The 23,842-nt window shown below is 63.3% G+C and carries 20 protein-coding genes; 9 read left to right on the forward strand and 11 right to left on the reverse strand.

The features are described 5' to 3' along the window. Positions 1-43: 43 nt before the first annotated feature. The 9 genes from tssG to JOD78_RS04725 all read right to left on the reverse strand — a co-directional run bounded on the left by tssG (position 44) and on the right by JOD78_RS04725 (position 7,968). Entirely contained in the window at positions 44-1,030 is a 987-nt protein-coding gene (tssG, locus tag JOD78_RS04685; RefSeq protein WP_209570219.1) for a type VI secretion system baseplate subunit TssG, read from the reverse strand. Then, entirely contained in the window at positions 994-2,718 is a 1,725-nt protein-coding gene (gene tssF / locus JOD78_RS04690) for a type VI secretion system baseplate subunit TssF (RefSeq protein WP_209570221.1), read from the reverse strand. The genes tssG and tssF overlap by 37 nt, the downstream gene beginning before the upstream one ends. Positions 2,719-2,931: 213 nt before the next feature. Continuing rightward, on the reverse strand, positions 2,932-3,348 hold the full coding sequence (gene tssE, locus JOD78_RS04695) for a type VI secretion system baseplate subunit TssE (protein ID WP_051057434.1): 417 nt from the start codon (positions 3,346-3,348) through the stop codon (positions 2,932-2,934). Between the two features lie 34 nt (positions 3,349-3,382). Then, the gene (locus JOD78_RS04700) at positions 3,383-3,871 is read right to left on the reverse strand and encodes an Hcp family type VI secretion system effector (protein WP_034331636.1); all 489 of its coding nucleotides are present in this window, start codon (positions 3,869-3,871) and stop codon (positions 3,383-3,385) included. 364 nt (positions 3,872-4,235) lie between these two features. Further along, positions 4,236-5,720, reverse strand: a complete 1,485-nt coding sequence (gene tssC / locus JOD78_RS04705; protein ID WP_034331635.1) for a type VI secretion system contractile sheath large subunit — start codon at positions 5,718-5,720, stop codon at positions 4,236-4,238. Between the two features lie 30 nt (positions 5,721-5,750). Continuing rightward, positions 5,751-6,245, reverse strand: coding sequence for a type VI secretion system contractile sheath small subunit (tssB, locus tag JOD78_RS04710; protein WP_085946189.1), 495 nt, complete (start codon positions 6,243-6,245; stop codon positions 5,751-5,753). Between the two features lie 245 nt (positions 6,246-6,490). Next, a complete protein-coding gene (locus JOD78_RS04715; RefSeq protein ID WP_204726506.1) occupies positions 6,491-6,835 on the reverse strand; it encodes an STAS domain-containing protein in 345 nt (114 codons plus the stop codon). Positions 6,836-6,916: 81 nt separating this feature from the next. Then, positions 6,917-7,369 (reverse strand): ATP-binding protein, encoded by a 453-nt coding sequence (locus JOD78_RS04720; protein WP_209566689.1) that lies wholly within the window; start codon positions 7,367-7,369, stop codon positions 6,917-6,919. A gap of 110 nt (positions 7,370-7,479) precedes the next feature. Further along, positions 7,480-7,968, reverse strand: coding sequence for an Hcp family type VI secretion system effector (locus tag JOD78_RS04725; protein WP_034331632.1), 489 nt, complete (start codon positions 7,966-7,968; stop codon positions 7,480-7,482). A gap of 549 nt (positions 7,969-8,517) precedes the next feature. Between JOD78_RS04725 and JOD78_RS04730 the strand changes: the two genes are divergently transcribed. Then, positions 8,518-9,303, forward strand: a complete 786-nt coding sequence (locus tag JOD78_RS04730; protein ID WP_121041438.1) for a hypothetical protein — start codon at positions 8,518-8,520, stop codon at positions 9,301-9,303. Then, positions 9,303-12,254, forward strand: a complete 2,952-nt coding sequence (locus JOD78_RS04735; RefSeq protein WP_209566691.1) for a PP2C family protein-serine/threonine phosphatase — start codon at positions 9,303-9,305, stop codon at positions 12,252-12,254. Before JOD78_RS04730 ends, JOD78_RS04735 begins: the two co-directional genes overlap by 1 nt. Before the next feature lie 35 nt (positions 12,255-12,289). On the opposite strand, the gene JOD78_RS04740 is transcribed toward JOD78_RS04735, so the two are convergent. Beyond that, the gene (locus JOD78_RS04740; RefSeq protein ID WP_209566692.1) at positions 12,290-13,012 is read right to left on the reverse strand and encodes a GNAT family N-acetyltransferase; all 723 of its coding nucleotides are present in this window, start codon (positions 13,010-13,012) and stop codon (positions 12,290-12,292) included. A gap of 151 nt (positions 13,013-13,163) precedes the next feature. Here JOD78_RS04740 and JOD78_RS04745 point away from each other — a divergent pair, with 151 nt between their 5' ends. The 5 genes from JOD78_RS04745 to hpnC all read left to right on the forward strand — a co-directional run bounded on the left by JOD78_RS04745 (position 13,164) and on the right by hpnC (position 20,370). Then, on the forward strand, positions 13,164-15,698 hold the full coding sequence (locus tag JOD78_RS04745; protein ID WP_209566693.1) for an MFS transporter: 2,535 nt from the start codon (positions 13,164-13,166) through the stop codon (positions 15,696-15,698). A gap of 32 nt (positions 15,699-15,730) precedes the next feature. After that, positions 15,731-16,825: an ABC transporter substrate-binding protein gene (locus JOD78_RS04750; protein WP_158601255.1), complete on the forward strand. Its 1,095-nt coding sequence runs from the start codon at positions 15,731-15,733 to the stop codon at positions 16,823-16,825. Positions 16,826-17,886: 1,061 nt separating this feature from the next. Next, complete coding sequence (locus JOD78_RS28285; RefSeq protein WP_348534250.1) at positions 17,887-18,945, forward strand: calcium-binding protein; 1,059 nt, start codon at positions 17,887-17,889, stop codon at positions 18,943-18,945. A gap of 318 nt (positions 18,946-19,263) precedes the next feature. Then, positions 19,264-19,548 (forward strand): hypothetical protein, encoded by a 285-nt coding sequence (locus JOD78_RS04760; protein ID WP_006463927.1) that lies wholly within the window; start codon positions 19,264-19,266, stop codon positions 19,546-19,548. A 12-nt stretch (positions 19,549-19,560) separates the two neighbouring features. Continuing rightward, positions 19,561-20,370, forward strand: coding sequence for a squalene synthase HpnC (hpnC, locus tag JOD78_RS04765; RefSeq protein ID WP_204726512.1), 810 nt, complete (start codon positions 19,561-19,563; stop codon positions 20,368-20,370). Between the two features lie 77 nt (positions 20,371-20,447). On the opposite strand, the gene JOD78_RS04770 is transcribed toward hpnC, so the two are convergent. Then, positions 20,448-21,287 (reverse strand): HDOD domain-containing protein, encoded by an 840-nt coding sequence (locus JOD78_RS04770; RefSeq protein ID WP_034331571.1) that lies wholly within the window; start codon positions 21,285-21,287, stop codon positions 20,448-20,450. A 338-nt stretch (positions 21,288-21,625) separates the two neighbouring features. Here JOD78_RS04770 and hpnD point away from each other — a divergent pair, with 338 nt between their 5' ends. Beyond that, positions 21,626-22,459 (forward strand): presqualene diphosphate synthase HpnD, encoded by an 834-nt coding sequence (gene hpnD / locus JOD78_RS04775; RefSeq protein WP_034331572.1) that lies wholly within the window; start codon positions 21,626-21,628, stop codon positions 22,457-22,459. 15 nt (positions 22,460-22,474) lie between these two features. Beyond that, positions 22,475-23,803 (forward strand): hydroxysqualene dehydroxylase HpnE, encoded by a 1,329-nt coding sequence (hpnE, locus tag JOD78_RS04780; RefSeq protein ID WP_209566695.1) that lies wholly within the window; start codon positions 22,475-22,477, stop codon positions 23,801-23,803. Positions 23,804-23,842 lie beyond the last annotated feature (39 nt).

The raw sequence follows: 23,842 nt of genomic DNA on the forward strand, positions 1-23,842 counted from the left end.
TTCCGTCCAAAGGACCACCGCGCGCGTTGCGCTACGGACGGTCCTACAACATGAATTTCACCGTCGTCGACGCCCCACCGTGCCCGGGCGCCAGCCAGGTGTCCTGCCCCAGCCTGGACCACTGCTGGCTGTTGCAGCGCATGCCTTGCGCTTCTTCACTACGCAGGTCCAGCACGACTTCCACCTCGAGCGGATCAATCAGGTAGAAGCGAGTCAGGAAGCGCAGGCGCTGGTGTCCGGCCGCCCCGGGCAGCAGTTGCCGGAACAGTGCTTCCGGCAAATCGGACAAACGCAATCGCAGGGTGCTGCCGTAATCATCAATAGTGCTACCCAGGTAAGCTTCCTCGCCCAGGCTCGTACCCTGGCGCCCCAGACTCCACTGCTGGTCGGGCGGAATCGCCATGACCCGCAGCACGCAACTGTCGATCTCCACGCTTGCCCCCGGGAAGGCGTCGGCCAGCATCGTGCGCAGTCCCAAAGCAGAGCGCGGACGCTGATTGAGCAGACCGGCGTAACGGAGCAGTCCGGCGCTGCCCGGCAGCAGGCCGACGCGCAATTGCTCCTCGTCCAGGCCGACGAAAGAGAACATGTGACCGAGGGCAGCGGCATCGCCATCCTCGACCACCCGCTGCTCCAGCCGGTATTTGGACCAGGCTTCGAAAAGCAGCGGATACAGCGCGTAGTGCACAATGTCGATGAACTCGCGCTGGGCATGTCCCCCTTCGCGTTCTTCATCGAACAGGTCCTCGGTGTAGTAGGTCGGCAGTGGCGAGGCCACGCCGTACAGTCCGAAGAAATTGGCCGTGATGCGATAGCCGCCCTGGGGGCGGGCTTCGATGCTATCGACATCGTTGTCCGGGAAATTGAGCGACAGTTTGGGCCGGATGCGCAGGTTCTCGGGGCGCGCGGCACCCGTATTCTTCTCGAACAGGCGCAACAGGCGGATCGCCTGGAAGTAGGAATACCGCTCACCCCGTGCGAGCAGGTCATCCTTTACAGAAGGGCTTGTTGTCCCAGTCGCGCCGGCCATTTGAAGACTGCTCCCGAAAAGGCGTCTTCCATCTCGACGCGGGTATAGGAATTGATGCCGGCATAGTCGGCGATGAAACGTTCGATGACGCAGCCAAACAGGTACATGTCGCCGATGCCGGCGAAGAAGTCCTGGCGGCATTTGATGCGCACCCGCTGTCCGCGCAGCACGCTGCCCCGACCAACCAGGCGGGTCTCGGGTGTGGCGATGACTTCCTGGATACCTTCGATGCGGCGACGGTTGGCGGCTTCCTGCCCCTGCTCATGCCGCTCGGGGAATACGTACAGCGACAGCAGCGCCTGCAGGTTCTCCGCATTGGCCACTGAGAGGAAATTCAGCGACACGTGCGAGACCATGCGCCACAGCAAGGCTTCGCCGGTCGGCGGATTGAGTGCAGGCGAGACGGTGCGGATGTTGCGAAACTGCATGCGGTCCGGCGAACTGCTGGTGGGCTGACTGATGTCGCCCAGCTTCAGGCTCTCCGGCAGGCTGCCATTGGTGCAAGTCAGGCGCACCGACAGCGTCTCCGGCCGGGGCTCGTCACCGGGCGGATAGTTTACCGACAGGAACATCTCGTTACCGCGGCCCACGGTGGCGCTGCGAATGGTCGTACGGTAGGACAGGCGTGCACCGCGCCGGTCGTGGCGGTACAGGCCGAAGGGTACATACACCCTCTCCTGGCCGATACCCTGTTGGTAGCCCGTGACCTCGTCCACCGAATAGACCTGGAAATGCTGGCGGGTACGTCCTTCCGGAGTGATCCTGTACTCCGTCACCCGATGCTCGTGGCTGATAGGATCAGCCGGATGACCGAACAGGTTGATGGCCGGCACTACGTTGAGCATGAAGCTGTCCAACCGGATTTCGGGCATCCAGTCCGGCATCTGGTCCAGCGTGATGTACACCGAGAAGTGGCCACCGCTGCGCGTACTCCAGCGCTGCAGCCCGGTCAACTCGACGAAGAGGAACTTCTCGGGTTGGACGAAGAACTCCTGGATGTTGCGATAGCCGGAAAAAGTATTGCCAGGATAGGGCAGCATGGGCTGCTCGAAACCGGACACGCGGATTCCCTTCGCCCCCAATTCGAAACGGGCACCGTCGCCACCTGTCAGGCGCACATTGACCACGTGATTGCTCAACAGCAGCAGCAGTTTCGCGGCCTCGTTGTAACCGCCGCCAAGAAAGAGCTGCAGACTGTCAGCCTGCCACTGCGACAAATCCTGCCCCACCATCTCGAATTCAAGCACCAGCATGGGTGCAGCGCCTGCATGGCTGAGCACGTTGACATCCACCAGTTGCAGTGGCTCCACCGGCAGCGCTGCCGTGGTGACGAAACGGCACGGCGTTCCGTCAACCGGCAATGAACTCAGCTCGGTGCCGGCCGGCACCACGGCCGTCTCCATCAGCGGCCCCCGGGGCGTGAAGCTGATCATGGTGCTGGCCGGCACGGGCCGCAGATAATGCGGGAACAGCAGGTTTGCCAGTTCCTGCACGAATTCGGGGAATTCGTCGTCGAGCTTCTGGCGCGTCAGACCGGTCAGGAATGCCACGCCTTCCAGCAGACGCTCCACATCTGGATCGGCCGACGAACCTGAGAGCATGGGCGCGAGTGCCGGATTGTTCTGCGCGAACTCGACTGCCAGTCCCTTGAGCTTGTTCAACTCATCTTCGTAATATCGATTGAACATGTCAGACGGCGTGTTATGAACCCTGTTGTAAATCCCGTGATCACGCGGTCGGTCTCGCGGCGAAAAAAACGGCCCCTGCTCGACTCACGGCGGAACGATCATTGCCCATCCTGCTGGCAGGCAAACGCATTTCAGCAGGAACATCCGAAGAAAGCGTGGGCCTGATGCCCGCTCCATCGGCATGTGCCTGGTGAAACGGCTCCTGTGTGCGTATCAGCCTATCCTGACCTTGCCATTGGCACCGACCGTAGTGGAAATCTGCAAGGGGATCTCGCGGTTGTCGACTTCCAGCGTTCCTTGCAGGGAAAAGCGAATCGACAGCACATCGGTGGTCTCTGCATTGAGCAGCACGCGCGGCGATTTCACCCGCGGCTCATACTTCAGCACCATGCGACGGATCTCCTCTTCCATGTCCGTGACCGAACCCCGGCCGGTCCCCCCGGCCAGGTTGGTAAAATCGGGCACGCCGAAATGCGGATCGATTGGTACGCTGCCCTGACGCGTATTGAGCAGACGGGAAAGATGGTCGTTCACCGATCGCACCAGGATGTCCACCTGGGTCTGGCTGGTGCGCTCGGCATCGGCCTCGCTCCAGTTGGCGATCCGTTCCAGCAATCGGCGTTCCCGCATCTTCCGCTCCTGCTCAATGACGCGCCTGAACCGATTACGACTTCGGAGCGAGCCAGGAGTCTTCTGCCTCGATACCGTCCGGATCGAAGGTCCAGGTGACCTTCTCGTAGGTGAACGAGATATCTTCCATGTGGCCCATCTGCTGATTGGTCGGCGTCAGGCAGTTCGGCGTCCAGGCCCGGATATTGGTCAGGATGGCGTTGGACAGCTTGACCGTGTAGTACTTCTCTTCCGTGCCCTTGGGCGAGATGCGGTAGTACTCCAGCGTCACATCCTTCATCTGCTCGCCCGAAGTCAGCGCCTGGAACAGCTTGGGCGAGGACTTGTCGATTTCCTTGGTCAGCGTCATCGGCAGGTGCACGCGCTTGCCGGTCGGCAGCCCGGTCTGCGGGCTCTTCGGGATCTCGATGGTGTGATCCACGGCTTGCACCAGGATCTTGCCTTCGTGACCCTTCACTTTGGTCGAGCCTTCGATCTTGCCTTGGTTCTGGCCTTCGAGGATCAGGTAGCATGGCATCGGCATGATGGTTTCCTTTTCTAGTGGTAGTTGCTTCACGTCATTCGCGTGGACGGCCCGGGCAGTTAGCCTTGGTCGCCTCCCTTGTCATTGCGACCGGGGTTTCCCCGGTGCGGTGCCCAGTACATTGCGCTTCCTGTGTGTTCTGTGCATGCAACGTATTCTGGTCGCATTGCGTTACGCCCCGGTGTCAAAGGGCGGCGCCTGCGTTACAACTGAAACCGGGAGAGTAGCTTCGCCTGTGGGCGGAAGAGCGCGGCGATCATGTACGACCGCTGTGGGTGTGGCGATTCCCCTTTTCGCCCAAGGATGATGCTGTCGGCTGCAGCGCGCCCCCGTTCCCCTGCGCACCACAGCCGTGTCCTGCCGTTTATTTCTTGTCCAGCTTGCCCACCAGTGACAGCGTGAACGAGGCACCCATGTACTTGAAGTGCGGTCGCACCTTCAAATCCACCTTGTACCAGCCCGGATCACCTTCGACGTCAGCCACCACGATCTCGGCCTGGCGCAGCGGACGGCGGCTGCGCACACCTTCAGCCGGATTGTCCATGTCGGCCACGTATTGGCGGATCCAGTTGTTGAGTTCGCTTTCCAGGTCGCCGCGTTCCTTCCAGGTACCGATATTCTCGCGTTGGATCACCTTGATGTAATGCGCCAGGCGGCTCACCACGAACATGTAGGGCAACTGGGTGCTGAGCTTGTAATTCAGCTCGGCTTCCTTGCCTTCCTTGGTGTTGCCGAAGAACTTCGGCTTCTGCGCCGAGTTGGCCGAGAAGAAGGCGGCATTGTCGCTGTTCTTGCGCATGGTCAAGGCCATGAAGCCCTGCTCGGCCAGTTCGAACTCGCGGCGTTCCGAAATCAGAACCTCCGTCGGAATCTTGTTCTGCAGCTCGCCCATCGACTCGTAGGTGTAAACCGGCAGGTCGCCCACGGTACCACCACCCTGCGGGCCGATGACGTTGGCGCACCAGCGGTAATCTGCGAAGCTGGCGGTCAGGCGGGTAGCAAACGCGAAAGCCGCGTTACCCCAGAGGAACTGCTTGTTGCCACCGGAGACGTCTTCCGTGTAGTTGAATTTCTTGGCCGGCACGGTATCGGTGCCGTAAGGCACGCGCAGCAGGAAGTGCGGCAGGGTCAGGCCGATGTAGCGCGCATCCTCGCTCTCGCGGAAGGCATTCCACTTTACGAATTGAGGGCCCTCGAAGATTGAGGACAGATCCTTCAGGTTGGGCAGCTGGTCATAGCTGTCCACACCGAAGAACTGCGGTGCGGTCGCAGCGATGAAGGGCGCATGGCTCATCGCTGAGACGCTGGCTGCATATTGCAGCAGCTTGATGTCCTGCCCGCCGGGGCCGAATTCATAGTTGGCCACGATGGCGCCGAATGGCTGGCCGCCGAACTGGCCGTATTCTGCCGTGTACATGTTCTTGTACAGGCCGGACTTGGTGATGTCGGCCGAGTCCTCGAAGTCTTCCAGCAGTTTGTCCTTGCTCACGGACATGATCTGGATCTTGACGTTCTCGCGGAAGTTGGTGCGATCCACCAGGAACTTCAGCGAGCGCCATGCCGATTCCAGTTTCTGGAAATTCTCATGATGCAGGATGGCGTCGACCTGGGCACAAAGCTTCTTGTCCAGATCGGCAATCATGCTGTCCACGGTGGCCTGGGTGATCCGTTCGACCGCATTCTGCGGTTCCAGCAATTGCGAAATGAAGGCCTGAATACCCTGCTTGGTGATCGAATAGGCATCGTCGCCCGGCTTGATGCGGGCAGATTCTATCAGTTGGTCCAGCAAGGAATCGCTGGCTTGCGCTTCGGCCGCCTGGGGGGCGGACTGCTTTTGTTCTTCACTCATGTTCTCTCCCTGAAATTCCCGGTTCCCCGATTACTTTTCTTCGATGCCCAGCTCGGAGAGAAGGCGGGCGCGCACACCCTCATCCTCAATCAGCTCCTGCACCTTCTTGCGGAAGTCGGGGATGTTGCCCAACGGTCCCTTCAAGGCTTTCAGTGCGTCCCGCAGCGCGATCATCTGGCGCAGCTCGGGCACCTTGTCGACGATGGCGTCGGGCGTGAAATCGTTGATGTGCTCGAAGCTCATGTTCATGGCCAGGACAGCGTCCGGGTCGGCCTTGTCATCGAGCTTGTTGGGGACGGTCAGGTCCAGGGAGAGCTTCTGTGCCTTGAGCACGTCATTGAAGTTGTCCTTGTCGATGTTGACCGGTTTCATTTCTTCGATCGGGGTGTCGTCGTTGCGCAGCGTGTAATCGCCCACGACGAGCAATTTCAGCGGCAGTTCGACTTCTGACTTGGCGTCGCCCGTTGCAGGACGATAGACGATATTGACACGTTCCTTCGGCGCTACTGATCCATCTGCCATGATTTTTCTCCTGAGTAAGGCAGCACAATGTGCATGAGACGAGCGGTATGGGCCTGGAGATTCTTGACACCCCATAACCTTCAAAGTCTCGCAGATAGCAAGACAAAGCTATGCGAGAAAAACAAACAAAAATACCCATCAGTGTTTCAATTGAAACCCGACCGCTGCACTCGCCTGCCATGAGACGCAGCAGTCGCAAGGCCTGCGACCGCACCCGCCGGGTGCTGCGCGAGCCGATCCCTCCCGGCTCAGCCGAGATGGGAGAAATGGACGAGCGCCTGTTCGCGCGTGTCTGTGACGGTCAGAATGCTGAGAAAGCCGCTGATGTCGAACACTTCCCGGATCTGCGGTTGCATGCCGTGCAATACCAGCACGCCACCGGACTGCTTGAGTTTCTTGGCCAGCAGCAATATGACCCGCAGGCCGGCGCTGGAGATGTAATCGAGTCTGCTCATGTCGAGCAGCATGTCGGACTCGCCGCGTGCCACCTGCGCCATGAGGTCAGCCTCGGCCTGTCCTGCATTGACGCTGCTGATGCGCCCCTCCAGCGAAACCAGCAGGATCTCGGCGCTCTTTTCAAAGGTAATGTTCATGATGATCTACGATGAGGCAAGTCGATGTGCGGCCATGGGCGCAGCACAGGGGCAGTCAGAAAATGGAATGCTCAACGCCCCCTAGTCGCCAGCGACATGCTTGGCGAACCACAGGCAATTGTGACGCTCGGTGCGACGATAGGACACCTCGTCCATGAGGGTCTTGAGAAAGTGGACCCCGAGCCCGCCGACCGGGCGCTTGTCGAGATCCAGAACGAAATCGGGCGGACCGCCCAACAGCGGATCGAAAGCGGTACCCGTATCCCTCACCTCGGCTACCACTCGCACCGCCCTACCCTCGTCACTGTTGGTCTCAAGCACGACGCGGACGTGAATTGGCTCGTCAGCGCCGCCGCCGGGGAAGGCGTAGTTGATCACGTTGACCACCACTTCTTCCAGGACCAGATTGAGTTCGAAGGCGAGCTTCCCCGGTAGCGCGCAGGCGGCGCAAAACTCGTCGACCGCTTCGGCCAGCCGGTCCAGCTCAGCCACATCGTTGTGCAGCTGCAATAATAGTTCTTTTGATTCAGCCATCGCCCCTCCCGTCGATAACGCGGCGAAGTGTAGCACGGCAACCAGTCGGCGCAACATCAAACCACCGCGCCTCACCTCCTGGGCGGGCGCAGTGGCTGCAGCGGCTGCGATCAGGACTTCGGAGCGAGCCAGGAATCTTCTGCCTCGATACCGTCCGGATCGAAGGTCCAGGTGATCTTCTCGTAGGTGAACGAGATGTCTTCCATGTGACCCATCTGCTGATTGGTCGGCGTCAGGCAGTTCGGCGTCCAGGCACGCATGTTGGTCAGGATGGCGTTGGACAGCTTGACCGTGTAGTACTTCTCTTCCGTGCCCTTGGGCGAGATGCGGTAGTACTCCAGCGTCACATCCTTCATCTGCTCGCCCGAAGTCAGCGCCTGGAACAGCTTGGGCGAGGACTTGTCGATTTCCTTGGTCAGCGTCATCGGCAGGTGCACGCGCTTGCCGGTCGGCAGCCCGGTCTGCGGGCTCTTCGGGATCTCGATGGTGTGATCCACGGCTTGCACCAGGATCTTGCCTTCGTGGCCCTTCACTTTGGTCGAGCCTTCGATCTTGCCCTGGTTCTGGCCTTCGAGGATCAGGTAGCATGGCATCGGCATGATGATTTCCTTTATGTAGAGAGTCGGTTGGTTCGCTGTTGATAGCGTAATGGGCACATCCATTCATGGGGCCCGCTCCGGCGGCAAGGCCCCTCAGCCCCACACGCCATCATTTGCCTGCCCCTGCCCAGTCCTTCTTCAGCGCCCTGGGCATGGAAATCATTCTGGGGCGCTTTCGTTACCGGCACATTTCACGCCCGCACCGTTTCGGTTACAGTTGAAACACAAGGATGTCTCACACCCCGGCAATTGCGTCAGCCGGACGTGACTCCCGGGCCCTGCGCCAACGCGCCTGCTGGCGCGCAACGGCGGTTTTCCGTCACCGAGGCCGCTCATTTCCATCTACAATAGCGCGCGGATTGATCGACGCAGCCGGCATCTGACCGGCAAGGGCGCTCAGTACGGGGGGATGGCCGTGAAAATATCAAGGGGCGGGAAAAACAGCTGGGCAAACGCAGCCGTCGCGTCATGCGCTTCGAGTGAGGCGTGTGCTTGCGTCGGTCCGTTCACGTCCAGCGCACCAGGCGTTGACGAGGGAGCCGACCTGGCATGAACTCGCTGAAGCGCCTCTGGATGTTCACGCTCACGCTGAACCGTTTTTTCGTCATGTTGCTGGCACTGGTGCTGCTCGTGGGCAGCGTGGCCGGTGTACTGGCCTGGCGCGAGGCGCTGGAACAACGCAGTGCTGTCCTGCGCGAGGCACGATTCCAATTCAATCTCAACACCATCAAGCGCCAGCTCGAATCCGGACTGCAGGTCGGGCTGCAACTGCCCGAGCAGACCGGCATGCAGCATCTCATAGAGCAGGTGCGCGCCTACGAGGTGGTCATTCGTTCCATCGACGTCTTCGACGCCCAGGGGCATATTGTTTTCAGTACCGATGGCGGTGGCGTGGGTGCCAACATCCCGGTGTCCTGGCGCCAGTCCTGTCTGAGCGCGACTGCAGCCAACTGGGGGGCGGAGGATGAAGAGGGCCGCCTGCTGTGCGGTTCGGTCATCACCGGCTTCGATCAGGTCGCCGGGGGAGTGGCCCTGCGCTACGGCCTGCCGGACCGCAGCAGCCTGCTCAATCAACTGACGCGCTATTGGCCGATGTTGCTGGGATTGGGCGCGACGCTGCTGTGCGGTGTCGGCCTGCTGGCGTGGCTGCTGTTGCGCCCGCTGGAGCGGGATCTGCAAGCGCAGACCGCCGCCCTCGCCGGCGAGGGTACGGCGCACAACGATGCCTTGTGCGGGCCGTTGGCCGATGCCATCGTGCAAGGCCACGCCTTGCAGCAAGCGCTGGCGCAGGTCGACCGCGAAGCCGATCGGCTCGACAACCTGGAGGCGAGCTGATGCTGCCCCGCCCCTTGCGCAGGCTTTGGCTGAGCTGGTCCTTGCTGATGCTGACGGCCTTGATGGCGCTGGTCGCCGGCCTGGGATGGATGGCCCACCGCGCAGCCGCCGATCTGGCGGCTCCCGAATTGAAGCAAAGCTCGCGCCTGATTGGCCGCACCTTGGTCGGCGATCTGGAACGGGCCCTGGCCTATCGCATTCCCATCGCCCGCCTGGTCGGCGTCGATGCCTGGTTCAATGGACTGGCGCGCGACAATCCCATGCTGGACCTGCTGGTGCTGACCGATGCCCAGGGCAATATCCTGGCCAGGCTTGGCGGCGATGCGACCGTGCTGCGCGAGCTGGGCGCGGCTTCCGCCCAAACCACGGCGGCACATGGCATGGCGCGCGGCAGTTTCAGTTACATCGAAACCTTGCCAATCAAGACCCCCGACGGCGCGCTGGCCGGCTGGTTGCACGTGGGCAGCAAAGCTCCCCCCCTGCCGCTCTACGGCTGGTGGTGGTCGCTGTCGGCAGCCGTCGTCCTGGCCGCACTGGCGACCCTCAGCCTGTTGCAACTGGTCCGCTGGCGCCTGCAGTCGCCCTTGGCGCTGTCGCACCAGTGCACCCTGGCACTGGCCGGCGGGAAGTTGTCGCACCTGAGCGATGTACCGGTACGCGATCCGGCTTCGCAATATCAGGCGGCCCTGGCGGGATACCTGCATACGCTGCGGCGCCGTAACGATGCGTTGCTGCTCAAGCTGGAGGAAGTCCGCGCGGCGCATTTCAACCCCGCCATCGTCGAGACCCTGGATAACTTGGCGCGCCCGCTGTTGGCGCGCCGTCCGCCCTCCCATCAGGAGGCCGCGCAGTCCACCGCTCGCGGTGCGAATGCTCAGCACCGTGCGCTACTGGTCACACTGATGTGTGTGCTGACCCTGCTGACCTGCGCCTATGGGCTGCACCGACAATACCAGCAGGCGGATCAGCGCAGGCTCCTGGAAAGCGGCTCACAACTGCTGCTGCAGTCCTGGCAAGCTGTGCTCGATGAAGACCGTAACCAGCTCGACCAGGATCTGGCACCGCTGCTGACCGCAGAGGCCGGCCAGCGGCTGCTACGCGACAAGAGCCCTGACGATGTCCTGGAGACGGTGATACGGCACAGTACCCGACCCGGGCTGGCGCTGGCCGTGCTGGAGCTGGACGGCTCGCTGCATGCCGCCGCCGGCCAGTCGCGCGAAGCCACCACCATTCCTGTGCTGACCTTGCCCTTGCTGCGGGGCACCACCGATGGCCTGTACGGCATCTGGCAAAACGGTGTGCGCGATTATCAGAGCGGTGCCGTCAGGCGCATCGAGGTCGAGGGACACGCCCTGCTGCTGGTGGCCACCCGCCCGCTGGAAAAGAGTCTGGGCCGCCTGCGCGAACGCCTGCTGGCCACTCGCTTGGCAGCCGGGGACGACGGCGCAAGCAGTTTGCAGGTGGCGGTGGCCGACCTGCGCGGCCAACCGGTACTGGACGCCTATGCGTCACTGACCAGTCTATGGCGCGCCCACGATCGCAGCAATTTCATGCGCGATGGCAATCAGGCCGCAGTCCTGGTGAGCCTGGCCCTGAATGCACCCAGCGGGCATGCGCTGGGCACCTTGTTGGCCATGCTTCCGCAGGCGCCCCGGCTGGAACCGGACGAAGACCTGGCGATCCTGCTGTGGGCAGCACTGGCGGCATCGGCCCTGCTGGCCTTGCTGCTCTACGTGCGCAGCCCGTTCGTGTTGCTCGGACAGGCGACACGGCAGCTGGAAAGACTGGCCGATGGTGACACCGATGTCCAGGCGCCCTTGCAGGGCGTTCGCCAGGTACGGCTATGGCACGGCATGATGCAGCGTATTGCCGGCAAGATCGATGCCCTCGAAACGCTTCGCCGTTCCCGCGAGCGCCAGGGCAAGCGTCAGGCGCGTTTCATCCGGCGCCAGATGATGCAGCTGGCCGAGCGCCTTGATGAAGCCGCCCGCCGCGGCATCCTGGAGGACCTGCACCGCATCGAGCACGGCCGGCGCCCGGATGCGACCAGCGATTCCGGAACCGATGAGCGCGCCGGGCGCATCGCTGACGAATTCGGCGTGCTGGCACTGGGTTTCCAGAACTTGGTGAGCCGCGTCGGCGAGCAATACCAGGAACTGGACCGCCTGGTAAACCAGCTCCGCGAGGCCTTGCAAGCCAAGACCCAGTTCATCGCGCTGCAACAAGAACTCGAAATCGCCAGCAAGATGCAGTTATCCATCCTGCCCCGGCAATTCGCCGCCAATCCGGCCTTGTCGCTGCACGCCATGATGATTCCGGCCAAGGAAGTCGGCGGCGATTTCTATGACTTCTTCGACCTCGACGCCCATCGCACTGCCCTGGTGATTGCCGACGTTTCCGGAAAGGGCGTGCCTGCGGCATTCTTCATGGCCGTGTCACGCACGTTGCTACGTGCCATTGCGCCGTATACGAGCAGCGCAGCGGCCTGCATCGCGCGCGTCAACGATCTGCTGGCAGCAGACAATGAAGAGATGATGTTCGTGACCCTCTTCTACGCCATCCTCGACACTCGTGATGGCAGCATGCACTACATCAACGCCGGGCATAACCCTCCCTACCTGCTGCGTGCGGACGGGTGCGCCGGACATCCTCCCGCGACCCGAGGCATTGCCCTGGCAGTGGAGACGGACATGTATTTCGAGCAGGGAACGGTACAGCTTGCGCCGGGCGATGGCCTGTTCCTCTATACCGACGGCATTACCGAAGCCACCGATCCTGATCAACAGCTGTTTGGCGAGCAGCGGCTCATCGAAGAGCTGAAACAGGCGACCGGACGGCCGGTAGACCAGATTACCCGACACGTTGTCGAGCGCATCAAGGACTTCGAGGCTGGCGGACCGCAAGCCGATGACATTACTTGCATGATGGTGCGCTACCGGGGTGGCGCATGAATACTCCCGCCCCGCCGCCCCTGGCGCCCTCGGCCTCAGAACGGCAGATGGCCCGGCAAGCGGCGCTGGAAGCGCAGGTGCACCTCGCGCAGCGAACGTTGTTCCCCTACGCCGATGTAGCCGGCGGCAAGCGCCTGCTGCTGGCCGCTCAGGTTGTCGCTGCCGATCAGGCGCTCGTCGCTGGCGACGACGACGGGCCTGCGCCGCATGTCGATGAGGGTGAGCTGTCGTTGCAAGCCATCGATGTCGCCGGCCCAGGCAATGTGCATGCCCGAGCGCAGCATGTTGTGACGGCTGGAATGATTGCGAAGCGAGACCATGCCCATGCAGACGTTGCGGCCATAGCCGCGCGCCAAGGCCAGGCGGGCAGCCAGCAGCGCCCGCTGCAAGCCGATGCCACGCCATCCCTCGCGCACCATGCAGCTTGCCAGGTGAGCCACCTCCATCCGATCGCGCGGCGGCAGGCCGATCACCGCACCCAGGTTGGCGGGATCCTCCGGGTGCGGCAAGGCCAACATGGCATAGGCCACAAGGCTGCCCTCATGGAAGATGCCGATGGTGGCACCATGTGCACCGAGGTGTTGCAGCAGGAAAGTGTGCTCATCGGATTCGCGCACATAGCAATCGGGATCGGGCAACGCCGCCAGCACTTCATCACGCAGCGCCTTGAGAGCCGGCAGGTCATCCCGCAAGAGCAAACGGCTGTGCAGCTCCGACCGGCCGGCGAAACCGCCGACAGACATCTGCGTGGACATCATGGAATATTGCGTCGAATACAAGTCTGAATCTCCTAGACAAGCGTAGGGAAATACTCAGTCTTCGGCGCGAGGAGGGGGAAGGTAAAACTGAATGTGGTTGGAGTTTAACATGGGAAAGCAAGAGTTGGATACTTCAGTTCAAGCGCACTCAATGCGAAAAAAACTGCGTCGCCAGGCGATGCAGTTTTCAGGCTTGTTCTGCGGCTTGCTGTTCTGCCTGACACTGGTACTGATCATCTGGCGGGTCGAGCAGATGTTGACGACGCTGGCCCAGGACAGGACCGATCGCATCGTGCGCCAGCTGGTCGAGGAAGGCGAAGGCGCCATGCGGCTGGGGATCGATGCTGGCGACCTGCAGTTCTACCAGGAGCGTCTGGAGCGCTTGCGCCAGGACGATCCGGGCATCTTGCTGGCCTTCGTCGAAACTCGTACCGGCGAGGCCGTGGCGGAATCGGGCGACCGTGCCCTGCGCCGGCTGATTGATCCACGCTGGATCCAGCGCCTGATGAGCGGGGGACGCAGCGCGGCCAGTGAACTGCGTCACCTGCCGGCGCACACGATCAGCGGTGCCACTCTGTTCGATCCGACCGGTAGCCCGGTAGCCAGCCTGTGGCTGGTCGCGAGCCCCGAGGCGCTGCGCATCCAGGCGCGCAGCGCAGCCCAGGCGGTGGTCCTGAAGGCCTTGCCGCTGGCGGTGCTGTCCTGCCTGGTTCTCTACCTGGCCATGCATGGCTGGGCCAGGCGCAGCATCTGGCTGGTCACCGGCCACACCGGCACGGCCGGTAGCCGGCGCGCGCGCCGCGCCGCGCCGCTGATGCTGGCGGCCCTGTTGCTGGCTTCTCCGGCGATGATCTGGATCGCTCGTGAAGCCGCCCGCCCCTATGTCAGTGCACAGATCGAATCCAGCGCCGACATGGTGGCAGCCAGCGTGGCCGGCCAGGTCCAGCGCGCGCTGCAGCTGGGCGTGCCACTGCAGTCGCTCAACGGGCTGCCAGCCCTGTTCGCGGATCGACTGGCGGTGGCGCGCGAGCTGTCCTGGCTGGCCCTGCGCGGCCCCGACGGCCAGGAACTGGCGCATGCCGGCACCAGCCATCCGGATGACATCATGACCGAGCGCAGCGCCCCGGTTGGCGGCAGCAGCGCCCGCATCGTGGCCGCCTATTCGCACAACTACGTGGATCGCGCACTGGGCGCAATGCTGCTGGACCTGGTACTGGCCGTGGTCATCAGCGTGGTGCTGCTGCGTGAGCTCACCCGAGGGCTGTGGCGCCGTTCGCTGCTGCATCCTTTGCTGGACTATCGCATTGCCCGCGTCTGGTGGTGGATTGATGGCCTGCGGGGACGCAAGCCCTCGTCGAAGACCGTCGAAGAGGCACGCAAGAAATGCAAGGCTGAACTCTCCATCGCCGCCTCGGGCCACGTCCACGGCGAGATCGACAGCGGCGGCACGGATTTCGGCGTCCAGCTGACGCGGCTACGGCTGGCGGTGTTCCTGATTGCGCTGTCGGATGAATTGCTGCGTCCCTTCTTCACCGCTTTCGCAAGTGAGATGCAAACGTCTTCTGCATGGCTGTCACCGGCCATGCTGGCCGGTCTTCCGGTGGTGGCCTTCATGAGCATGCTGGCCTTGTCGCAGATCATCGGCCCCATGCTGGCACAACGTTTCGACCTGCGCCGCATGCTCATGCTCGCTGCACCGGCAGGCGCCCTGGCGCTGGTCGGAACGGCCTTCACCCACGATGTTGGCGCGCTGGTATTGTTGCGCTCGGTCAGCGGCGCAGCCTACGGCCTGGGATTGATCCTGGTGCAGACCGCCATCGTGCGCCATGCGCCTCCAGCCCAACGCGCCCGCAGTCTGGCGGAGGTAGCTGCGGCCATCGTCGCCGCCGGCATCGTCGGCCCTCCGTTCGGCGGCATGCTGTCAGGCCGTATCGGCGACGCCCACGCCTTGCTGGCCTGCGCGCTGGCGATGATCGGCGCCCTGGTGGTGGCATCGCGCCTGCGCCTGTCGTGCACCGCCCGGGATGCTGAGACTCCGGTAACCACCACGGCACCCACCTGGCGTGGCTACCTGGCGGTCCTCCACAACTGGCGGGCCATGTGCGTGATCCTGGGGTCGGCACTGCCGGCCAGGCTGGTGGCTGTGACCGTCCTGGTGGTGGTGGCACCGCTGTACGTCAGGCAGCTGGAGCTGTCAGCCGATGCCGCCGGCCGGGTGATGTTGATGTATTTCCTGTGCTTTGCCGCAACCGCCTCGTTGATGGCGCACTGGTCTGACCTGCTAGGGCAGCGCAAACCGTTCATTGTGGCCGGTTGCCTCGTGGCTGCTGTGGCCTGCCTGCAGTTGCCGGCCATCCAGGGCATCGGCGGACTGGCGCTTTGCTGCGCCTTGCTGGGTGTGGGTCAGGCGGTCCAGTCCTCGCCCCAGATCACGCTGGTGACCGAGCTGTTCGAGCGCAAGGAGGCCTCCGTTCAGGCCGCCACGCCTGAGCAGGCGCTGGCGGCCTTCCGCCTGATCGAACGGGGTGGCAGTATCATCGCCCCCTTCGTGACCGCATTGGCGATCGCGCTGCTGGGCCTGGAGGGGGCGGTAGCGGCCGTGGGCGTGTTGCTGGCGCTGGGCGCGCTCGGAGTCTGGCTGGGGCTGCGACCCTCTGCGCCGCTGGCGATCAGCGCTCGCTCTTGATGAATCACGTGCTTATACCAAGGAATTGTTCCATGCATGCCTTCTTTGCTTTCACGTCGGCCGGGATGACCCGCTTGCTGTGTGCGCTTTTTCTCTGCAATGCGACGCTGGCCATGGCCCAGATGCCGACTCCCCGGGACCAACCGGTGGAGGCGCGCAATATCGCGACGGTGACCATTGCCATGGTCCTGCCGCGCGAGGAACAGAATATCGAGGAAGCCTTCAAGGCTTATCTGCAGCATCAGGGCCTGTCGGTGCATTACATCCCCATTCGCTTCAGCGGCAGAGCCGAGGATGCCGGCCGCTTGCGCCAGGAAGTGCGCGATGCGCATCCCGACCTGATCTATTCCTGGGGCACGCCCACCACCCTGGCACTGGCTGGCAAGGTCGATGGCCCGGCGGGCGACGCCATTCGCGACATTCCCATCGTCTTTACGGAGGTGACCGATCCGGTCGGAGCCGGACTGATGCGCTCACTGGATCACCATGAGAGCAACGTCACCGGCGTGAGTCACGTAGCGCCGCTGCCGGTGCAGCTCAATGCGATACGCTCATATCGCCCGTTCAGTCGGCTGGGCTACCTGCACAATCCGGCCGAACCCAATTCCGCGCTGGTCCGCGCCCAGTTGCAGCAACTGGCAGCGCAGCAGAAATTCGAGGTGGAAAGCGCCGACATTCCGCTCGATGCCCGCGGCGAACCCGATGTCCAGGCCCTGCCGGCTCTGATCCGCCGCATGGCCGAACGCAAGGTGGATTTCCTGTACATCGGCCCCAGTACGTTACTGGCCTTCACCCACCGGGATCTGGTCACCGGGGCGGCGCTGCAGGCCCGCCTGCCCACGTTCTGCGCCACCGAGAGCATCGTGCGGCGCTCCGGCTGCATGTTCGGATTGTTTTCCAACGGGGCCAACACCGGGCGTTACGCTGCGGCCAAGGCCTTGCAGATTCTGGTACAGCATATCCCTGCACAACGCATACCAGCCTCCACCCTGCAGCGCTTCTCGCTGCTGATCAACATGCGCACCGCGCAGAGTCTGGACTTGTACCCGCCCATGCTGCTGCTCAATATCGCTGAAGTCATCGGCTTGGGACCGAACCCGTTGCGGCTGGGCATGGCGCCGCGATGAGCCGGAAATACACAGTCCATCTGGACTAGTGCCAATGTCCCTGAGAATTCCTAAAATGCTGTTGGATTTGCCGACTTCAGGAGGGGGAACCGGACCGCCATTCAGCGGGCCAGGCTTCGGGGGGGTGGCGAGTCCGGATCACCACAACAAGAAGCGACCAAATGCGCGACAGGCTCATCGGCTTGTCGCGCTGGATTGCAAACTCAACACGTTCACCAGGGCCTGGGCGAGCCGACAGGCTGACTCTGCGCCATTAATCCCGCCATTTACCTGGGCTTCATCAGGAAGAAAGGGGCGAATCGATTGCATTTCAGATGCACAAAGTCAACTGAATCGTCTGGCACTTACCTACCCTCTCAAGGGGTTTTCTCCTGACTCAGAGCGAGCCGGGGGCGGATTAATCGCTGCCTGAATGAAGAGATATTGACGTCTCGCCGTAGAGCCCAAAAAGAGAATCCAACTATGCACTGCCTCGTCGCACAGCATCGTCGACCAAATTCGATCTCAACAAGAAAATGCCAGAATCAAGAGGGCGTAAATAGGCGCAAGACGCATTACAGTATCGAACCGTCTCCGGGCCATTGATACGCCGTGAAGCCCACCCTTGCTTCACCGACCTAACTCCTTTGAGCAGCAAAACGCGCCTGCAACGGCTCACCCTCGTGGCACCCGGCCACTGCCGACCCTTCGTCACAGGCCGCACCGGCATGAAAAAAAATATCATGCCCCCTTCCCGCCTCCCCCGCTTCCAGTCCTCACCGCCACCGCTTTGAACGACCATCAGTCCCCTCACGTTGGCATTTCTCTTGTGGTCAGTTCTTGTCAAGCGGCCAACGGCACTTTTGTGCGATTTACCGAAGCATTTCAATCCGATTGAATCGCCCCGGGACAACAAAATTCATATAGCAAGCTTGCGGCACCGTGCCATCCCGGCGCTGGCACTTCCGGCCAGCGTCCGGGCCACGCGGCATTGCAAGCAACACGTCCCCGGGGAAAGACGCAGCATGCGCAGACTCTCCCCGAACGCCTTCGCCTTTACCGGCGTAATTGAAAGGGAACCCGTGTCAACCACCACCTCGCAGGATCAACCCAAGGCAGCATCGTCGCTTTCGCATCCGGTCATCACTCGCATCGACAAGCGCTTCGTCCAGATCAAGACCGGCACCGGCACCAAGATCGTCTTTGCGCCGATCTCGCCCGACATCAAGCTCTTCGATCCACCGGAAAAGCCCGCCACCACGCCACCGGCCACCAGGCCGCCAGCCATTGCGAGCAAGCCCGTCGTCGCGCCGCCCTTGGCCAGCCCCACCAAACCGGCAGCAGCCAAGCCGTCGCCCATCCAAACGCCGGTCAACGTCAAACCGGATATCGCACCGCCACCCATCACCAGCAAGCCCGCAAGCAACAAGCCCGTCAGCGGCGACGTACCCGCCAGCCTCCAGAAGCCCGTGACTCCTGACAAGTCCATCAGCCTCGACAAGCCGGCCAGCCTCCCCACGGCCAGCCCCGCCAAACCTGCCGTTACCCCAGCACTGGCCCCGGTTTCGCCGACGCCGGTTGTCACCCCACCCAGCGCACATGCCAGCCCTCCTGCACCCGTCAGCAGCAAGCCTGCCGCTGCAGCCCCGGCACCAGTCCCGCTGCAGGTACCAACGCCCGCCAGCCTCAAGCCGGCCACCCCGGAAAAACTGCCCGCCCCAACGACCATGCCGGCCCAGCGGGACAAGATCGATGGCAAGGACGTGCTGGTCTACGGCAACCCGAAGTCCTATGTAGATCTGGACTATGCCCAGGGCAATGCCGTCCCGGGCTACATGGGCAGCTTCGCCGACGCCCGGCAGGACAACCTGTGGTTCAGCAAGACCGGCCAGGACCTGCGCATCAAGGTGCTCGGCACGACCGACCAGGTGACGGTGAAGGACTGGTATGCCGGCGCTGCCGGGACGACCGACAACCACATCGAGCGCATCAAGACTGCCGATGGCAAATCCTTGCTGGACACCGATGTCGACAAGCTGGTGCAAGCCATGGCCAGCTTCGCCCCGCCGGCGGCTACCCAGACGACCTGGGCACAGGCGCAGGGAGGCGACGGCAAGGTCTTGCTGGCGGTCAGCCATTGACGATGGGGCCGATTGGAGCCAGTCCGGATTGAGCGGCTGGCACCAGGCAAGCCGGTGGCGAATCAAGACCTCGCCGCCGGCTTCTGTTTTTTTGCAATTTGCTTCACCAGCCCCCAAGGCGGCGGCCCCCGACGGGCGACGGCAAGGGGCTGCCGGAGAAAACTTCACTTGAAGGCTTTTTTGCTGCGATCCACGCACGCTGGGCTGATTGCGCCTCGCCTGCCCGCAGCGGCGTGCTGAACTGCTACAATCCGCGCCTTTGCTGGCTGCTGCAGGAGCCTATCCTGCCCCAGCCGCGCCATCCCGCGAGGACCCGCCATGCCCACCCAGGAAGAATTCGACGCACTCAAGCAAAGCCACAACGCCTTGCTCAACAAGTTCATCGAGAACAATACCGCTGACCAGATCCTGTTCTCCACCCTCTTCACGGCAGCGGCCGTGCTGTCCAAGGATGGCAAGCAGTTCACCGAAGGCGCCATGGGCATTGCCCGCTCGCTGGCCGCGCAGTTGAATGCCGGCGGCACCATGCCCAAGGCCCTGCTGGAGACGGTCGAAACCCGCATCGCCACCATCGAGGCGCTGCTCAAGGACAAGTTCGACTGAGTCACGTGCCCCATGGCCGTCGATCACTACGAGAACTTCCCCGTGGCCTCGCTGTTGCTGCCGGCCCGCCTGCGGCCGGCAGTCACCGCCATCTACGCCTTTGCCCGCAGCGCCGACGACATCGCCGATGAAGGCGACGCCCGCCCTGAAGAACGACTGGCCGCGCTGCATGCCTACGACGCGCAGCTCGACCTGATCGAGCAGCAGTTGCCCTGCACGCATCCCGTCTTCCCGCGTCTGCAGCAGACCATCGCCGATCACGCCCTGCCCCTGCAACCCTTCCGCGACCTGCTCTCGGCCTTCCGCCAGGATGTGGTGACCACCCGTTACCCCCGCTATGCGGACCTGCTGGACTACTGCCGCCGGTCTGCGAACCCGGTAGGAACTCTGATGCTTCACCTGTACGGTGCGGCAAATGAAGAAAACCTCCGGGATTCGGATGCCATCTGCAGTGCCTTGCAGCTCATCAACTTCTGGCAAGATGTGGCCATCGACTGGCAAAAGGCGCGCATCTACCTGCCGCTGGAAGACCTGGAGCACTTCGGCGTCAGTGAAAACGACATCGCCCAAGCCTGCAGCGACCAGCGCTGGCAACAGCTGATGCAGTTCGAGGTCACGCGGGCGCGTGCATTGATGCTTTCCGGTGCCCCGCTGGCGCGCCGCCTGCCGGGCCGTATCGGGCTGGAACTGCGCATGGTGGTGCAAGGCGGGCTGCGCATCCTGGAGCGCATCGAGGCGGTGCAAGGCGATGTCTTCCGCCAGCGCCCCAAGCTGGGCAAGCCGGACTGGCTCCTCGTCGGCTGGCGCGGCCTGACCCGATAAGCCGCAGCCGCAATGAAAAAGCCCCGCCCGGCACATTGGCCGGGCAGGGCTTCAAGAAGAAGCGGTCGCGTACTGGTTCAGACCAGCAAGGCAGCGGTCAGGGTGCGGATCTGTTCTTCGGAATCATCCAGCATCTCGCGCAGCGAACGGTCCCCGATGTAATCATCCACCAGGTTCTCGCCACCGATGCCGGCCTCGGCCACCACGGTGCGTTGCAGCGGCGAGGGCACCGGCGACAGTTCCTTGGCCAGCAGCAGCACGTCGCCGATGGTCTGCGGCGGCAGCACCCGCACGCCATGCCACAGGGATTCGATGGCATCGACCACCGGCTGCGGCACGCCCAGCTTCTTGAGCACGGCACGGCCGATCATCTTCTCTCCGTATTCCATCCAGTCCTCAGTACCGCCGTCGAGCAGCCCGGGGAAGTCATCCGTGCGTGAGAGCAGGTAGAAGCCACCCACTTCATGCACGATGCCGGCAAACATCGCCGTTTCCGGATCGGCCTTGGTCAGCTTGGAGGTCAGCACATAGGCGGTGGCCGCCACGTGGGCGCAGTGCTCCCACAGCTGGGCCGACTTGATGCGCATGCCGGGATTGTTGATGGTCCGCCCCAACTGGCGCACGATCACCGACGTCGTGATGGTGTTCAGGGTGCGGAAGCCCAGCCGCATCACGGCCGCCCGCACGTTGTTGATCTCGCCGCCGGAACGGTTGTAGGCCGCCGAATTGGCAATGGCCACGGTACGCGCCGACACCAGCGGCTCGGCCATCACCAGCTTGGCAGCCAGCTCCAGATGGCAGTCCGGGTCGGCCAGGGCCTTTTGCAGCTTCAGCGAGGCGCTGACGTTGGCCGGGAATACCAGCTCGCCGCGACCAGCCTGCGAAGCGATGTTGCGAAAGATTTCCAGTCTGTCCATATTGTCTCCAGCCTCCAGGGGGCCATCGTCGATGGCCGGGGTTGCCGATGTGCCGCGCTGCAAGCGGGGTTGACCGCTGCAGCGCCACGTCTGGTTAGATTAACGGCAGAATTCATCCGGATTTGATGTCATGTGAATTTGTTTTTCCGGGATGCGCTTGACCCGAGCTTAATGGACAACGCCGGGGGCCGCAATAGACGGGTTTCAGGCCCCGTTTCAAGGCCAGGTCAACGGCAGCCGGCATTTGCCCTGCCGGGCGCACTCGGCTAGCATAGCGCCTTTGCCGCAGGGGGCCGTCAGGCTGCCTGCCCCATGCTTCAACCGCCCGCCACGCATCCATGTCTCCAGACGAATACTGCCAGCAGAAGGCCGCCGCCAGCGGTTCCAGTTTTTATTACAGCTTCCTGTTCCTGCCGCCGCAACGCCGGCTGGCGATCACGGCGCTGTACGCCTTTTGCCGCGAGGTCGACGACACCGTCGATGAAATCGAGGACGCCATGGTGGCCCGCACCAAGCTCATGTGGTGGCGCAAGGAAATCGCAGCCATGCTCGAAGGCCAGCCCACGCACCCGGTCACCAAGGCCCTGCATCCGCACGTGGCGACCTACCAGCTCAAGGGAGAACACCTGCAGGCCATCATCGATGGCATGGAAATGGACCTGGACCAGACCCGCTACCTCGACTATCCCGGCCTGCAGCGCTACTGCTGGCACGTGGCCGGGGTGGTCGGGGTGCTCTCGGCCAGCATCTTCGGCCATACCCAGCCCGGCACCCTGCTCTTTGCCGAAAAGCTGGGGCTGGCCTTCCAGCTCACCAACATCATCCGCGATGTCGGCGAGGATGGCCGCAAGGGCCGCATCTACCTGCCCGTCAATGAATTGCAGCAATTCAACGTCACCGCCGCCGACATCCTCAACGCCCGCCACAGCGAGCGCTTCGAGGCACTGATGAAGTTCCAGGTCGAGCGCGCCCAGGCGGTCTATGACGAAGCCTTCGCCCTGCTGCCCAAGGAGGACCGCCGCGCCCAGCGCCCCGGCCTGATGATGGCCGCCATCTATCGCACCCTGCTGGACGAGATCACGCGTGACGGCTACCACGTGCTCAACCAGCGCATCTCACTCACCCCCATCCGCAAGCTCTGGCTGGCCTGGAAGACCTATGTCTTCGGCTGACCGGGCATTCTCCCGATGAACGCCCCGCGTCACTACGCCGTCATCGGTGCCGGCTGGGCCGGGTGCGCTGCTGCCGTGGCGCTGGCTGCCGGCGGCCATCGCGTGAGCCTGTTCGAAGCTGCCCGTACGCTGGGCGGCCGCGCGCGCCGGGTAGAACTGGACGAACGCACGCTCGACAATGGCCAGCACATCCTGCTGGGGGCCTATCGCTCCACATTGGCACTGATGAAGCAGGTCGGCGTCGATCCGGCCAGCGCCTTGCTGCGCCTGCCCTTGCAGATGCGCTATCCGCTGGCCACAGGGGCCGAGGGCATGGATTTCGTGGCACCCCGCCTGCCGGCCCCCTGGCATGTGGCCGTGGCGCTGCTGCGGGCCAAGGGATTGCAACGCGAAGACAAGATGGCGCTGGCGCGCTTTTCCACCACGGCGCGCTGGATGGGCTGGCAGCTGAATCAGGATTGCAGCGTGGCCGAGCTGCTGGAACGTTATGAGCAGACCGCGCGCCTGATCCGCCTGATGTGGCGTCCGCTGTGCATCGCAGCGCTCAATACCGCGCCGGAACGGGCTTCGGCGCAAGTCTTCCTGAACGTGCTGCGTGACAGCCTGGGCGCGCGCCGCGCCGCCTCCGACATGCTGCTCCCCCGCGTTGACCTGAGCGCATTGCTGCCCGATGCGGCCGCGGCCTATCTGGGCAAGCGCGGCGGTCTGGTGCAGGCAGGCGTGGCCGTGGCACGCCTGCTGCCGGGCAATGACGAGGGCAGCTGGCGGCTGGAAGACCGCGCCGCTGAAAGCCTGGGCGAATTCGCCGGGGTGGTGCTGGCCACCGGCCCCGACGCCGCCGCCCAGTTGCTGGAAGGCCTGCATGACACGGCGCTGCTGCAGGCGCTGGACCACGAACCGATCACCACCTGCTACCTGCAATACCCGTCTGGCGTGCGCCTGCCGGCTCCCTTCCTGGCGCTGGCCGATGATCCGCAGCGCCAGGCCTGGGGCCAGTTCGTCTTTGATCGGGGACAACTGAGCGGTGAGGCAGGCTTGCTGGCCGTCGTCGTCAGCGCTGCCGGCCAGGCCATTGCCGAGGGCCACGCGGCACTGACGGCAGGCATCACACGCCAACTGGCCAGCGACTTCGGCGAAGCGGCCCTCGCCACGCCCGGCTGGAGCCGCGTCATCACCGAAAAGCGCGCCACCTTTGCCTGCACACCCGGCCTGCAGCGGCCCGACAATACCGGCATGCCCGCCGGACTGGCACTGGCCGGCGATTACGTGGCGGGCGATTACCCTGCCACCCTGGAAGGCGCGGTGCGCAGCGGGATGGCAGCTGCGCGGCTGCTGGCGGCCTGACCGTAAAATTTTCATGGATGGCGGCAAAGGGATTCACCC

Source organism: Herbaspirillum sp. 1130, assembly GCF_017833835.1.
GTDB classification, from domain to species: Bacteria; Pseudomonadota; Gammaproteobacteria; order Burkholderiales; family Burkholderiaceae_D; genus Herbaspirillum; species Herbaspirillum huttiense.